11 protein-coding genes and 5 tRNA genes are annotated in these 13,020 nt (G+C 72.3%); 11 read left to right on the top strand and 5 right to left on the bottom strand.

Annotated elements, in window-relative coordinates:
* Positions 1-169: 169 nt before the first annotated feature.
* From ACIOHG_RS23135 to ACIOHG_RS23120, 4 genes are all read right to left on the bottom strand, one after another.
* On the bottom strand, positions 170-754 hold the full coding sequence (locus tag ACIOHG_RS23135) for a GTP-binding protein (protein WP_400953478.1): 585 nt from the start codon (positions 752-754) through the stop codon (positions 170-172).
* The gene (locus ACIOHG_RS23130) at positions 735-1,187 is read right to left on the bottom strand and encodes a DUF742 domain-containing protein (RefSeq protein WP_400953477.1); all 453 of its coding nucleotides are present in this window, start codon (positions 1,185-1,187) and stop codon (positions 735-737) included. Before ACIOHG_RS23130 ends, ACIOHG_RS23135 begins: the two co-directional genes overlap by 20 nt.
* A 170-nt stretch (positions 1,188-1,357) precedes the next feature.
* Complete coding sequence (locus tag ACIOHG_RS23125) at positions 1,358-1,771, bottom strand: roadblock/LC7 domain-containing protein (RefSeq protein ID WP_176192842.1); 414 nt, start codon at positions 1,769-1,771, stop codon at positions 1,358-1,360.
* A 13-nt stretch (positions 1,772-1,784) separates the two neighbouring features.
* Positions 1,785-5,618 carry a nitrate- and nitrite sensing domain-containing protein gene (locus ACIOHG_RS23120; RefSeq protein WP_400953476.1) on the bottom strand — a complete coding sequence of 1,278 codons (3,834 nt, stop codon included), beginning with the start codon at positions 5,616-5,618 and terminating at the stop codon, positions 1,785-1,787.
* A 523-nt stretch (positions 5,619-6,141) separates the two neighbouring features.
* On the opposite strand from ACIOHG_RS23120, the gene ACIOHG_RS23115 reads away from it, so the two are divergent.
* The 8 genes from ACIOHG_RS23115 (at position 6,142) to ACIOHG_RS23080 (ending at position 9,390) form a co-directional block, all read left to right on the top strand.
* The gene (locus tag ACIOHG_RS23115; protein ID WP_400953475.1) at positions 6,142-6,315 is read left to right on the top strand and encodes a hypothetical protein; all 174 of its coding nucleotides are present in this window, start codon (positions 6,142-6,144) and stop codon (positions 6,313-6,315) included.
* A gap of 146 nt (positions 6,316-6,461) precedes the next feature.
* Complete coding sequence (locus ACIOHG_RS23110) at positions 6,462-7,259, top strand: fumarylacetoacetate hydrolase family protein (protein ID WP_400953474.1); 798 nt, start codon at positions 6,462-6,464, stop codon at positions 7,257-7,259.
* Positions 7,256-8,770, top strand: a complete 1,515-nt coding sequence (gene gltX / locus ACIOHG_RS23105; RefSeq protein WP_400953473.1) for a glutamate--tRNA ligase — start codon at positions 7,256-7,258, stop codon at positions 8,768-8,770. Before ACIOHG_RS23110 ends, gltX begins: the two co-directional genes overlap by 4 nt.
* Positions 8,771-8,948: 178 nt before the next feature.
* Positions 8,949-9,020: transfer RNA gene (locus ACIOHG_RS23100), tRNA-Gln, on the top strand.
* 21 nt (positions 9,021-9,041) lie between these two features.
* Positions 9,042-9,114 (top strand) — tRNA-Glu (locus tag ACIOHG_RS23095).
* Between the two features lie 36 nt (positions 9,115-9,150).
* Positions 9,151-9,223: transfer RNA gene (locus ACIOHG_RS23090), tRNA-Glu, on the top strand.
* 15 nt (positions 9,224-9,238) lie between these two features.
* Positions 9,239-9,311 (top strand) — tRNA-Glu (locus ACIOHG_RS23085).
* A gap of 4 nt (positions 9,312-9,315) precedes the next feature.
* Positions 9,316-9,390: transfer RNA gene (locus ACIOHG_RS23080), tRNA-Gln, on the top strand.
* A 166-nt stretch (positions 9,391-9,556) separates the two neighbouring features.
* Here ACIOHG_RS23080 and ACIOHG_RS23075 read toward each other — a convergent pair.
* On the bottom strand, positions 9,557-10,270 hold the full coding sequence (locus ACIOHG_RS23075; RefSeq protein ID WP_014138216.1) for an IclR family transcriptional regulator: 714 nt from the start codon (positions 10,268-10,270) through the stop codon (positions 9,557-9,559).
* 232 nt (positions 10,271-10,502) lie between these two features.
* Between ACIOHG_RS23075 and leuC the strand changes: the two genes are divergently transcribed.
* The 3 genes from leuC (at position 10,503) to ACIOHG_RS23060 (ending at position 12,951) form a co-directional block, all read left to right on the top strand.
* Positions 10,503-11,924: a 3-isopropylmalate dehydratase large subunit gene (gene leuC / locus ACIOHG_RS23070; RefSeq protein WP_400953472.1), complete on the top strand. Its 1,422-nt coding sequence runs from the start codon at positions 10,503-10,505 to the stop codon at positions 11,922-11,924.
* A gap of 3 nt (positions 11,925-11,927) precedes the next feature.
* Positions 11,928-12,524, top strand: coding sequence for a 3-isopropylmalate dehydratase small subunit (gene leuD / locus ACIOHG_RS23065; protein ID WP_400953471.1), 597 nt, complete (start codon positions 11,928-11,930; stop codon positions 12,522-12,524).
* Between the two features lie 136 nt (positions 12,525-12,660).
* Complete coding sequence (locus tag ACIOHG_RS23060) at positions 12,661-12,951, top strand: hypothetical protein (RefSeq protein ID WP_400953470.1); 291 nt, start codon at positions 12,661-12,663, stop codon at positions 12,949-12,951.
* Positions 12,952-13,020: the final 69 nt, after the last annotated feature.

Below are 13,020 nucleotides of genomic sequence, written 5' to 3'. Positions count from 1 at the left end.
CGGGAAAACGGACATTCGCGGGCGAAGTCCCGCAAAGTTCAAGGTCATTGGCGCGGACCGGGTTCGGACGGCTACGTACTGTCAGACCGGGGCGGCAAATGCCTACCGAACTGTTACCGGGGAACGCGAACCATCTGTGGTACGCGCCCCCCGGCAACCCGGGCCCGGCTCACCGCAGTCGGGCGAGCAGGGCGTGTTCGACGAGGGTGATCAGTGCGCTCTTGGCGCTGTCCCGGCGGCGGGCGTCCAGGGTGATGATCGGGATGTCCGGGTTCAGCTGGAGGGCTTCCCGGACCTCTTCGGGAGTGTGCGCCTGCTGTCCGTCGAAGCCGTTCAACGCCACCACGAACGGCAGGCCGCTGTTCTCGAAGTAGTCGAGGGCGGGGAAGCAGTCGGCGAGGCGGCGGGTGTCGACGAGGACGACGGCGCCGATCGCACCACGCACCAGGTCGTCCCACATGAACCAGAAGCGGTCCTGGCCGGGGGTGCCGAAGAGGTAGAGGATGAGGTCTTCGTCGAGGGTGATGCGGCCGAAGTCCATGGCGACGGTGGTGGTGGTCTTGCCGGAGACGTGGCTGAGGTCGTCGATGCCGGCGGAGGCCGAGGTCATGACGGCTTCGGTGCGCAGGGGGTTGATCTCGGAGACGGCGCCGACGAGGGTGGTCTTGCCGACGCCGAAGCCGCCGGCGACGACGATCTTGGCCGAGGTGGTGGCGCGGCTGGGGGCGGCCGCGTTAGAGCTTGCGAAGTCCACTGAGGACCCTTTCGAGCAGCGTCACGTCGGGCGTACCGCCGGACTCGCCCGCCGCGGCGGGCTGGTGGATGGCGACCAGGCCGGCCTCGGCCAGGTCTGCGACGAGGATGCGGGCGACCCCGAGCGGGACACCCGCCAGCGCGGAGATCTCCGCCACGGACTTGACCTCGCGGCACAGCGACACGATCCGCTGGTGCTCGGGCAGCAGCGTGCCCGGCGCCGAGGTGCCGGTGGTCGAGATCAGGGCCTCGATGGCCAGCTGGTAGCGCGGCCGGGTCCGTCCACCGGTCATCGCGTACGGCCGGACCAGCGGCTGCTGCTCGTAGCCGTCGTCCGACTGCTGACCGCCGTAGCCGCCGGCCTGCTGGCCGCCGCCGTAGCCGTTTCCGTAACCGCTGCCGTACGCGCCGGCGGGTGTCGGGGGCGGAGTCATGCGTCCTCCTTGTGCTGCAGTCCTCCGTGGCCGGAGCCCGCGGGGCCGGTCGGCCGACAGGCTGTCGGCCGCCGTGCCGCGGAGGACTTGGATGGGGTGCCGGACCCGGGGTCGGTGAGGTCCGGCACGGTGAGGGTGGTGCTTCAGGAGCCGAAGGGGCGGACGGAGCGTCAGTGCAGCAGGCTGCCCTGGAGTTCGGCCCGCAGCGCGGGCGTCAGCACCGCGCCCGCCCGGTCGACCAGCAGCGCCATCTCGTAGCCGATCAGGCCGATGTCGGAGTCCGGCGAGGCGAGCACCGCGAGCGCGGAGCCGTCGCTCACCGCCATCAGGAACAGGAAGCCCCGCTCCATCTCCACGACCGTCTGGTTGACCTCGCCGCCCTCGAAGATCCGGCTGGCGCCGGAGGTCAGCGAGGTGAGACCGGAGGCGACGGCGGCCAGCTGGTCGGCGCGGTCCCGCGGGAAGCCCTCGGACATGCACAGCAGCAGACCGTCGGCGGAGACCACCACCGTGTGGGACACCCCGGGGGTGTTGTCCACGAAGTTGGTGATCAGCCAGTTCAGGTTCTGCGCGGCCTGACTCATCATCTGGCTCAACTCAACGCTCCTGGTGCTCGGGGCCGAAGCCCTCGGACGTCCCGCCGAAGTCGAAGCCCGACCGCTGCTGCGGCGCGGGACCGCCCGGACCCTGCTGCGGGCCGGGCTGCTGCGAACCGGCCTGGCGGCCCTGCTGGATGCCGCGCCGCAGGTTGGTCAGCCGGCCGCGCACCTCCTCCGGGCTGCGCGAGACCTGAGGGCCCGTCAGCGGGCTGGCCTCGGCGCTGCCGGAGACCAGGTTGGCCTGCGGGGTGCGGCGCGGCAGGCCCGAGGTGGTCAGGCCGCTGGTCCGCGGGTCGCGCATCTCCTCGGCCCGCCGCCAGCGCTCGTCGTTCGCCGACGGACGCCACGGCGCCTCCGGGGCGCCCTGCTGCTCCGGGCCGGCCCCGAACGGCCGCTGCTGCTGCGGGGCCTGCGGGGCCGGGCGCGGACCCGCCGGACGCTGCGGGGCGCCCTGCGGCGCACCACCGGCGGCCGGTCGCTGCGGCAGGCCCTGCGGGCGCTGCTGCTGCTGCTGCTCGGCCTGCGGGCGCGGCGCCTGCTGGGCCTGCTGGGCCTGCGGCGCCTGCTGGCGGACGGCCTGCGGGGCCTGCCGCGGCTGCCGGTCGTCCGCCGGGGCGAACTCCGGGGCCGAGGTGCCCGGCCGCTGCGGCTGGTACCTGGCCTGCTCGCGGACCTGCTCACGGGTCGGCGCCGGGGCGGCCGACGGGTCGCCCGCGGTCGGCAGCGCCATCGGCTGCGGACGCTCCGCGAACTGCTGCGGCTGCTGCTGCGGTGCCGGACGGCGCTGCTGCTGCTGGGGCGCGGCCGACGGCAGGCCCTGGCCCACCGGGTCCGGCAGCACCGGCTCCACCAGGCCGAGGCCCAGCGGGTCGCGCGGGTCGATGTCGGACGCCTCGAAGCGCGGCCGGGCGAACCCGGACGGCTCGGCCGGGGCGGCCTCGATCGGCGCGGCCGGCTGCTGCGGCGGCATCGGACGCCGCTGCGGCTGCCCGGCCCGGCCGTGCTGGGTCGGCTCGCCGCCCGGACGGCCCTCCGCCGGGCGCGGCCGCTCCGGACCGCCCTGCGGGCCCTGGGGACCCTGCGGACGGCGCGGGCCCTGCGGCCCGCCCTGCTGCGGCCCGTTCTGCGGCTGCGGACGGCGCGGCGGCAGCCCGCCGCCCGGACCGCCCTGGACGCCCGGCGCACCGGACGCGCCCGGCACCCGGCGCGGCGGCAGGCCGCCGGCCTTCGGGGCACCCGCGCCGGGGCCGGCGGGGGACTGCGGCGCGGCCGGGGACTGCCCGGGCGCGGGGTTCTCGCGCAGCGACTGGCCGACCGCGCGGGTCGGCAGGCCGCCGGTGCGGCCGCCCCGGTCCGGGCCGGGGCCGGTGCCGAAGGCGCCGCCCGGACCGAAACCGCCCTGGTTCGGGGCCTCGCCCGGCGCGCCGGGACGGTTGCCCGGACCACCGGGGCCGCGACGGCCGCCCTGCTGCGGGCCGGCCGGGCCGCCCGCACCGCCGGGGGAGAACAGGTCGGGGCTGCCGCCGGCCGGGCCCTGGCCCAGCTGCGGACGGCCCGCGGGGGCGCCGGCCGGTGCCTGGCCGAGCGCGGTGCGCCCGCCGGGCAGGTCGCCCGCGGGGCGGCCCTGCTGGCGCGGCTGCGGCGCCAGGCCGCGCTGCTGCTGCGGCTTGCCGCCCTGGCCGGGGCCGCCGGGGCGCTGGCCGCGCCGCTCGGCGGAGTTGGTGACGTCCACCGGCAGCATGACCAGCGCGGTGGTGCCGCCGGAGTCGGACGGGCGGAGCTGGATGCGGATGCCGTGTCGCAGGGACAGGCGGCCGACCACGAACAGACCCATCCGGCGGGAGACCGAGACGTCCACGACCGGCGGGTTGGCCAGTCGCTCGTTGATGTCGGCGAGGTCGTCGGGGGAGAGGCCGATGCCGGTGTCGTGGATCTCGACCAGCACCCGGCCGTCCGGCAGGGCGTGGCCGGTGACCCGGACCCGGGTCTGCGGGGAGGAGAACGAGGTGGCGTTCTCCAGCAGCTCGGCGAGCAGGTGGACGAGGTCGTTGACGACGCGGCCGGCGACCTCGGCGGTCGGCACCGAGGCCAGCTCGATGCGCTCGTACTGCTCCACCTCGGAGGCCGCGGCACGGAGCACGTCGACCAGCGGGACGGGGCGGGTCCAGCGGCGGCCCGGGTCCTCGCCCGCGAGGACGAGGAGGTTCTCGCCGTTGCGGCGCATGCGGGTCGCCAGGTGGTCGAGCTTGAACAGCGAGGCCAGCTGGTCCGGGTCCGCCTCGCGGCTCTCCAGCTCGGAGATCAGCGACAGCTGGCGCTGGATCAGGCCCTGGCTGCGGCGCGAGAGGTTGGTGAACATCGCGTTGATGTTGCCGCGCAGCAGCGCCTGCTCGGCGGCCAGTCGGACCGCCTCGCGGTGCACCATGTCGAAGGCGTGCGCCACGTGGCCGATCTCGTCCGCGGAGTCGACGCCGACCGGTTCGACGGTGACGTCGACGTCGTGCGGGTCGCTCTCGGAGAGCGTCTTGACCAGCTCCGGCAGGCGGCGTTCGGCGACGTCCTCGGCGGAGGCCTGCAGGCGGGTCAGCGAGCGCACCATCGAGCGCGCCACCAGGGCGGCGCCGGCGATGGCGACCACGAGCACCAGGGCGACCAGCGAGGCGTTGATGACCGACTCGGTGTCGGCGTCCGACTGCAGGGACTGGGCCTTGCCGTTCAGGACGTCGAGCAGCTTGCCCTCGATGACCCGCTCGGCGTTGACCTTGGCGGTCGACTTGTCGAACCAGTTCTTGTAGGAGACGTCGTCGGCCTGCTTGATGCCGTTGGTGTTCAGGACGGCCTTGGAGAACCGGTCGGCCTCGGCCACCACCTGGTTGAAGCTCATCGCGGAGCGCAGCCCGCGGGCCTCGTTCTCGCCGTAGATGGCGGTGAAGTTCGCCATCGCGTTGTCCTCGGAGTTCATCAGCCGGACGCCGAAGGTCTCGTCGGACGGGGACATGTCCGGACCCTTGGGGTTGGCCAGCGCGGCGGCGATCAGCGCGCGCTGCATCGAGGTGAACTCCTTGGCCAGCGAGAACTGGTACAGCGCCCGGGTGGTCTTGATCAGCTCGGTGGAGTTCGAGGTGATCGCGATGTCCTGGGTGGCGCCGATCAGGTCCTTGATGATCACGTCGTAGTTGGTGATCGTGGCCTGGATGTTGTCGGGGCTCTTGAACGCGCCGGTACGGGCCCGGGACAGCGTGTTGAGGTCCTTGCGGACCTGCAGCAGCAGGGTCTTCGAGCCGGCCAGGTCGAGGTTGTCGAACTTGTCCGCGCTGGCGTTGAACTTCTTGGACAGCGCGTTGGTGTTCTTGTACGCCTCGCTGATGTCCGGGTCGGTGTCGGCGGAGCCGCCCGCGGCCAGCGGGCCGGCCGAGACGTCGCGCTCGTACTGCAGGGCGTTGGCCAGGTCGGTCGCGTTGCGGGCGAGCTCGGCCAGGTCGCTCATCTGGGACAGCTGGCGGGAGTTCTCCATCGAGCTCTGCACCCGCAGGCCGCCCAGCACGAGCGCCACCACCACGGGGAGGAAGAGCAGCGCGATGAGGCGGGTCCGGATGCGCCAGTTGCGCATGGCGAAGCGGCTCAGGCCGGTGGCGCGGCGGCGGTTGAGCGTGCCGCGCAACCGGGCGCGGCGGCTCTTCTGCTGCTCGGCGGACCGGCCGCCGGCCTCCTCCTGGGGGGCGCTGTCCGCGCCCGGGGCACTGCTGTCGGCGGCGGGCTCGGAGCGGCCGCCGAACGGCCGTTCGCCCCGGCCCGTCGTCGCCGGTGCCGCCTGGTGGTGGGGGCCGGCCATGGGCTCCCGCGGCTCCGGGTCACCCGCGGCGCCGCTGCCCCTCTTGAAACGTCCCTGCACTGGCGTCGCAACCTCTGGACCGGGCGCCCTTCCCCGCCGGGCGGAGATAGGGCGGTGTCGAGTTTTTCCGTGGCATTCCAGCACAGCGGGGGAAGTCCAACAAGGGCCGTTACGACACGGTGTCCTGGGCTACCCAGCGCTTGCGGCGTCTCACGGTGCGTGTGCCAGGGGGCGCGAAATACGGTCCTTTTCGGACACTCGCCATGTCCGGGTCAATCAAGACGAAGATCGCTTTGCGCCGGGAATGTCCGAGATATCCCCAATGGTGGATTTCGCCATTGGTCCGGAATCGCCGGGTCCGCCCGCTTTGCGGGCGCAATTGTGAGCAACCTCACAGCTCAATGTGTAGCTTTGGTCACGGCCGCTGTGGAATGGGACACCCGATCTGGCAGGGTTGTCCGGAGCCTGCCCCGCCGCGGGCCCGCGCAAAAGTCCATTCGAGCGAAACAAGGTGCTGACGCAAATGTCCGAGAAGACCACGACGGCCCCCGCTTCCACGGCCAACCCGCGCCGCACCACCCTGGCCTCCGTCGCCGACTTCTCCGAGCTCCCCGGCTTCGCGGCCCCCCGCACGCCCCGTGCCTACGCCGCCACGCTGCCCGCCAGCACCGCCAACCCGCGCCGCACCACGCTCTGACGCCCCGTCGGCGCCCGCGCCCCCGCCTGCGGCGGGAGCGGTCCGGGCGCCGATAACCTGGTGAGCACGAGCCGAGCCCGGCACTGCGGGCCCGGCCACCGTCCGGGAGCGTCCGGGCGGCCGACGAACCGAGAGGTTGCTGGGCTGTGCGTATCGCCAGGTTCTCCGTCCGTGAAGGGAGCCCCGCGGCGGGCTCGGTCTCCTTCGGCGTCGTCGAGGGGGACGCCGCGCAACCCGAGTCGCTGGTGGTGCACACCCTGGCCGGGCACCCCTTCGGCACCCCCCGGCCCACCGGCGAGACCCACCGCCTGCCGGACGTCCGGCTGCACGCCCCGATGCTCCCGAGCAAGATCGTCGCGGTCGGCCGCAACTACGCCGCGCACGCCGCCGAGCTGGGCAACGAGGTCCCCGCCGTCCCGCTGACCTTCTTCAAGCCCTCCACCGCCGTCATCGGCCCCACCGAGTCGATCGCCTACCCGCCGTTCTCCGAGGACGTGCAGTACGAGGCCGAGCTCGCCGTGGTGATCGGCCGGATGTGCCGCGAGGTGCCGGTCGAGCGGGTCCCCGAGGTGGTCTTCGGCTACACCTGTGCCAACGACGTCACCGCCCGCGACGTCCAGCAGCGCGAGGGCCAGTGGGCCCGCGCCAAGGGCTTCGACACCTCCTGCCCGCTCGGCCCGTGGATCGAGACCGACCTCGACCCCGCCGACCTGGCCGTCACCTGCACCGTCAACGGCGAACTCCGCCAGGCCGGCCGCACCTCCCAGATGGTCCGCTCGGTCGCCGAGCTGATCGCGCACGTCTCCGAGGCGATGACGCTGCTCCCCGGCGACGTGATCCTCACCGGCACCCCCGCGGGCGTCGGCCCCCTGAACATCGGCGACGAGGTCGCCGTCTCCGTCGAAGGCATCGGCACCCTCTCCAACAAGGTCGTCAAGCGATGAAGGCTGAAAGCGTGGTCGAGAAGAACCCGAACGTCCGGGTCCGTTTCTGTCCCTCCCCGACCGGCAACCCGCACGTGGGCCTGGTCCGCACCGCCCTGTTCAACTGGGCCTACGCCCGGCACAACGGCGGCACCCTGGTGTTCCGGATCGAGGACACCGACGCGGCCCGCGACTCCGAGGAGTCGTACGGCCAGCTCCTCGACGCGATGCGCTGGCTCGGCTTCGACTGGGACGAGGGCCCCGAGGTCGGCGGCCCGCACGCCCCCTACCGCCAGTCGCAGCGGATGGACATCTACGCGGACGTCGCCGAGCGCCTCCAGCAGGCCGGCCACGCCTACCGCTGCTACTGCACCACCGAGGAGCTCGACGCCCGCCGCGAGGCCGCCCGCGCCGCCGGCAAGCCCTCCGGCTACGACGGCCACTGCCGCGACCTGACCGCCGAGCAGGTCGCCGGGTACGAGGCCGAGGGCCGTGCCGCGATCCTCCGCTTCCGGATGCCCGACACCACGCTCGCCTTCGACGACCTGGTCCGCGGCCGGATCTCCTTCGACCCGAAGGACGTCCCCGACTACGGCATCGTCCGGGCCAACGGCGCCCCGCTGTACACCCTGGTCAACCCGGTCGACGACGCCCTGATGGAGATCACCCACGTCCTGCGCGGCGAGGACCTGCTCTCCTCGACGCCCCGTCAGATCGCCCTCTACGCGGCCCTCGCCGAGATCGGCGTCGGCAACGGCACCACCCCGCAGTTCGGCCACCTGCCGTACGTGATGGGCGAGGGCAACAAGAAGCTCTCCAAGCGCGACCCGCAGGCCTCGCTCAACCTCTACCGCGAGCGCGGCTTCCTCCCCGAGGGCCTGCTCAACTACCTGGCCCTGCTGGGCTGGTCGCTCGCCGAGGACCGCGACGTCTTCGACATCGACGAGATGGTCGCCGCCTTCGACATCGACGACGTCAACGGCAACCCGGCCCGCTTCGACCTCAAGAAGGCCGAGCACCTGAACGCCGAGCACCTGCGCCGCCTCGCCCCCGAGGAGTTCGTCCGGCGCCTGGTGCCCTACCTGCAGGCCGCCGACCTGCTCCCGGCCGAGCCCACCGCGGAGCAGCTCGACCTGCTGGCGAAGGTCGCGCCGCTCACCCAGGAGCGGATGGTCGTCCTCTCCGAGATCGTCACCATGGCCGGCTTCCTGTTCATCGCCCCCGCCGACTTCGCGGTCGACCCGGAGGACGCCGCCAAGGTCCTCACTGCGGACGCCCGGCCGGTCCTGCTGGCCTCGATCGAGGCCCTCACCGGCCTGGCCGACTTCACCCCCGACCCGATCCAGGCCGCGCTCCGCGCGGCCCTGGTCGACGGCCTGGGCATCAAGCCCAAGTTCGCCTTCACCCCCCTCCGGGTCGCGGTCACCGGCCGCCGGGTCTCGCCGCCGCTGTTCGAGTCCATGGAACTGCTCGGCCGCGAGGAGACGCTGCGCCGCCTGCTGAGCGCGCTGGAGCTGCTCCCGGCCTCCTGAGCCCCCCTCCGGACACCTGCGGGCCGTGTCGCTGACCTGGCCCGCAGGTGTCCGGCGCGCAGCCTGCGGTTATCGATTTTGGAGCGGGGCGGGGCGTCGGGTAATGTTCTTTCTGCGCCGCCCGGGCAGGGAGGCGCAAGACACCGAGGAAGACCCCCGCACAGGGGTTGAACTCTGGTGGGGTATGGTGTAATTGGCAGCACGACTGATTCTGGTTCAGTTAGTCTAGGTTCGAGTCCTGGTACCCCAGCGCAGCATCTCAGTGCAGCAAGCCCCCGTTGTGTAGCGGCCTAGCACGCCGCCCTCTCAAGGCGGTAGCGCCGGTTCGAATCCGGTCGGGGGTACGCAATTCTTGACAATTGCAAAGATGAGTGAGACTTGCCCCCGTTGTGTAGCGGCCTAGCACGCCGCCCTCTCAAGGCGGTAGCGCCGGTTCGAATCCGGTCGGGGGTACTCATTCAAGCTAGGGCCCCCGTTGTGTAGCGGCCTAGCACGCCGCCCTCTCAAGGCGGTAGCGCCGGTTCGAATCCGGTCGGGGGTACTTTTGGGGTATGGTGTAATTGGCAGCACGAGTGATTCTGGTTCATTTAGTCTAGGTTCGAGTCCTGGTACCCCAGCCAAGAAAAGCTCAACGAACAAGCTCCGGGCAACCGGGGCTTTTTTGCATTCCCGCCCATCGCGCCCCCGCAACCACGCCCCGCGCGGCCTCTCCTTCGCTCCCCTCCCCGGACGCGGCGGTGCCCCCGTCCCGGGGCGGGATGCGGGGGCACCGGTCGTGCGGGGGCCTCAGCTGCGGCGGAGGGCCTCGGTGAGGCGGTTGGCGGCCTCGATGATGGCCTGGGCGTGCATCCGGCCGGGGTGGCGGGTCAGGCGCTCGATCGGGCCGGAGACCGAGACGGAGGCGACCACGCGGTTCGAGGGGCCGCGGACGGGGGCCGAGACGGAGGCCACGCCGGGCTCGCGCTCGCCGATGGACTGGGCCCAGCCGCGGCGGCGCACGCCGCTGAGCGCGGTGGCGGTGAACCGGGCGCCCTGCAGGCCGCGGTGCAGGCGCTCGGGCTCCTCCCAGGCCAGCAGGACCTGCGCGGCGGAGCCGGCCTTCATCGGCAGCGTGGAGCCGACCGGCACGGTGTCCCGCAGGCCGGAGAGGCGCTCGGCGGCGGCCACGCAGATCCGCATCTCGCCCTGCCGGCGGTAGAGCTGCGCGCTCTCGCCGGTGACGTCCCGCAGGTGCGTCAGGACCGGCCCGGCGGCGGCCAGCAGACGGTCCTCGCCGGCCGCGGCGGAGAGCTCGGCGAGCCGGGGGCCGAGGATGAACCGGCCCTGCATGTCGCGGGTGACCAGGCGGTGGTGTTCGAGTGCGACGGCGAGTCGGTGGGCCGTGGGCCGTGCCAGACCGGTGGCGGCGACCAGCCCCGCCAACGTGGCGGGGCCCGACTCCAGTGCGCTCAGCACCAGAGCGGCCTTGTCGAGAACGCCGACGCCGCTAGTGTTGTCCATGTCTCGATACTGCAGTCTCAATCGGCGAGACGCAAGTTCAATCTTCCGAGAAAAGCGCCACTCTTGGAGTCGGCAGCCCGGGAGACACCCAGGACGGCACCCCACCACGGTGTCCGCATTCTGGACGGTCCGGCGTGCAGGTCGCGCTCCGAGCGAGCCTCACAGGGCGGCACGGGACAAGACCTCGACGATCACGAGAAGGCCGGCAGAGCGGCCGGCTGGAGGGAATCCGATGGGACGGACACTCGCAGAGAAGGTCTGGGACGACCACGTCGTCCGGCGCGCCGAGGGCGAGCCCGACCTGCTCTACATCGACCTGCACCTGCTGCACGAGGTGACCAGCCCGCAGGCGTTCGACGGCCTCCGGCTGGCCGGTCGGCCGGTGCGCCGCACCGACCTCACCATCGCCACCGAGGACCACAACACCCCGACCCTCGACATCGACAAGCCGATCGCCGACCCGGTCTCCCGGGTCCAGCTGGAGACGCTGCGCAAGAACGCCGCCGAGTTCGGCGTGCGCATCCACTCGCTGGGCGACGTCGAGCAGGGCGTGGTGCACGTGGTCGGCCCGCAGCTCGGCCTGACCCAGCCCGGCATGACCGTGGTCTGCGGCGACTCGCACACCTCCACCCACGGCGCGTTCGGCGCCCTCGCGTTCGGCATCGGCACCAGCCAGGTCGAGCACGTGCTGGCCACCCAGACGCTGCCGCTGGCCCCGTTCAGGACCATGGCGATCACGGTCGAGGGCGAACTGCCCGAGGGCGTCACCGCCAAGGACCTGATCCTGGCCGTGATCGCGAAGATCGGTACCGGCGGCGGCCAGGGCTACGTCCTGGAGTACCGCGGCTCGGCGATCCGCAGCCTCTCCATGGAGGCCCGGATGACCATCTGCAACATGTCGATCGAGGCGGGCGCCCGGGCCGGCATGATCGCCCCCGACCGCACCACCTTCGACTACCTGCAGGGCCGCCCGCACGCCCCGCAGGGCGCGGACTGGGACGCCGCGGTCGCCTACTGGGAGACCCTGGCCACCGACGAGGACGCGGTCTTCGACGCCGAGGTGTTCATCGACGCCGCCGAGCTGACCCCGTTCGTCACCTGGGGCACCAACCCCGGCCAGGGCGCGCCGCTGGGCGCCAACGTGCCGGACCCGGCGGACTTCGCCGACCCGCAGGAGCGGATCGCCGCCGAGAACGCCCTGAAATACATGGGCCTGGAGGCCGGCACCCCGCTGCGCGAGGTGAAGGTCGACGCCGTGTTCGTCGGCTCCTGCACCAACGGCCGGATCGAGGACCTGCGGGCCGCCGCCGCGATCCTGGAGGGCCGCCGGATCGCCGAGGGCGTGCGGATGCTGGTCGTCCCCGGCTCGGTCCGGGTCGCCCTGCAGGCCGTCGAGGAGGGCCTGGACAAGGTCTTCACCGCCGCGGGCGCCGAGTGGCGGCACGCCGGCTGCTCGATGTGCCTGGGCATGAACCCGGACCAGCTCGCCCCCGGCGAGCGCTGCGCGTCCACCTCGAACCGCAACTTCGAGGGCCGGCAGGGCAAGGGCGGCCGCACCCACCTGGTGTCCCCCCAGGTCGCCGCCGCCACCGCCCTGCTGGGCCGACTGGCCGCCCCCGCCGACCTGACCGACAACGTGGCCGTGGAGGTCTGAGCCATGGAGAAGTTCACCACCCACACCGGCCGCGCCGTCCCGCTGCGCCGCTCCAACGTGGACACCGACCAGATCATCCCGGCGCACTGGCTGAAGAAGGTCACCCGGTCCGGCTTCGAGGACGGCCTGTTCGAGGCCTGGCGCAAGGACGACTCCTTCGTGCTGAACCTGCCGGAGCGTCAGGGCGCGACCGTGCTGGTGGCCGGGCCCGAGTTCGGCACCGGCTCGTCCCGCGAGCACGCCGTCTGGGCGCTGCAGAACTACGGCTTCCAGGCCGTGATCTCCTCCCGGTTCGCCGACATCTTCCGCGGCAATTCGCTGAAGAACGGCCTGCTCACGGTGGTTCTGCCGCAGGAGACCGTCGAGCGGCTCTGGGAGTTGACCGAGGCCGACCCGACCGCGGAGATCACCGTCGACCTGGAGGCCCGCGAGGTCCGGGCCGAGGGCGTCACGGCCCCGTTCGAGCTGGACGACAACGTGCGCTGGCGGCTGCTGAACGGCCTGGACGACATCAGCATCACCCTGCAGAACGAGGCCGACGTGGCCGCGTTCGAGGCGAAGCGGCCCTCCTTCAAGCCCCGTACCCAGCCGGTCGCCTGACCCCCCGCTTTCTGACGGACCGACAACAAGACCCGCCCCCCTCCGGGGGGCGGGTCTTCGTTGTTCGCAGGGGAGTTCGTCACCCGTGAATAGACCCTGGTGTAGCGCAACTCCGCACAGATGGCACAATCGTTGCATGCACCACAGCCCCGAACCCCCGTACCAGGACGCGGAACCCGCGTCCGCGGCGGAGGAGGGCGGTGCTGCCGACTCGGAAGTCACCCTGCTCTACGCACTGGTGGCCGAGCGGTTGAAGCAAGCCCACGCCCGCGTTCACGCGCTGAACGTGTCGACGGACGCAAAGACCGCTCTCACCCGACAACTGCTGATCGTCACCGAGACCGCCAAGCGTGATCTCCCGGGGGCGGCACGGCGGTTGAGTCGCTTTGTGCAGGACCTCGACGAGGGGCGGATGCCGCCCCGGTGAGCACCTCCATGCGCAAATCCATTGCGACACTAGGGTGATTCACGCGTTTGGTAATTGAAAGTCCGCAGA

The sequence above is a fragment of the Kitasatospora sp. NPDC088134 genome, assembly GCF_044741705.1.
Taxonomy (GTDB): Bacteria; Actinomycetota; Actinomycetes; order Streptomycetales; family Streptomycetaceae; genus Kitasatospora.
Note: the sequence above shows the minus strand (reverse complement) of the source record. Positions and strands in the feature narration are given on the sequence as shown.

Coding starts and splice junctions, on each gene's coding strand:
- ACIOHG_RS23115 (WP_400953475.1), top strand. CDS start 6,142: ATGTCCGAGAAGACCACGACGGCCCCCGCTTCCACGGCCAACCCGCGC.
- ACIOHG_RS23130 (WP_400953477.1), bottom strand. CDS start 1,187: ATGACTCCGCCCCCGACACCCGCCGGCGCGTACGGCAGCGGTTACGGA.
- ACIOHG_RS23120 (WP_400953476.1), bottom strand. CDS start 5,618: ATGGCCGGCCCCCACCACCAGGCGGCACCGGCGACGACGGGCCGGGGC.
- ACIOHG_RS23125 (WP_176192842.1), bottom strand. CDS start 1,771: ATGAGTCAGGCCGCGCAGAACCTGAACTGGCTGATCACCAACTTCGTG.
- ACIOHG_RS23060 (WP_400953470.1), top strand. CDS start 12,661: ATGCACCACAGCCCCGAACCCCCGTACCAGGACGCGGAACCCGCGTCC.
- leuC (WP_400953472.1), top strand. CDS start 10,503: ATGGGACGGACACTCGCAGAGAAGGTCTGGGACGACCACGTCGTCCGG.
- leuD (WP_400953471.1), top strand. CDS start 11,928: ATGGAGAAGTTCACCACCCACACCGGCCGCGCCGTCCCGCTGCGCCGC.
- gltX (WP_400953473.1), top strand. CDS start 7,256: ATGAAGGCTGAAAGCGTGGTCGAGAAGAACCCGAACGTCCGGGTCCGT.
- ACIOHG_RS23075 (WP_014138216.1), bottom strand. CDS start 10,270: ATGGACAACACTAGCGGCGTCGGCGTTCTCGACAAGGCCGCTCTGGTG.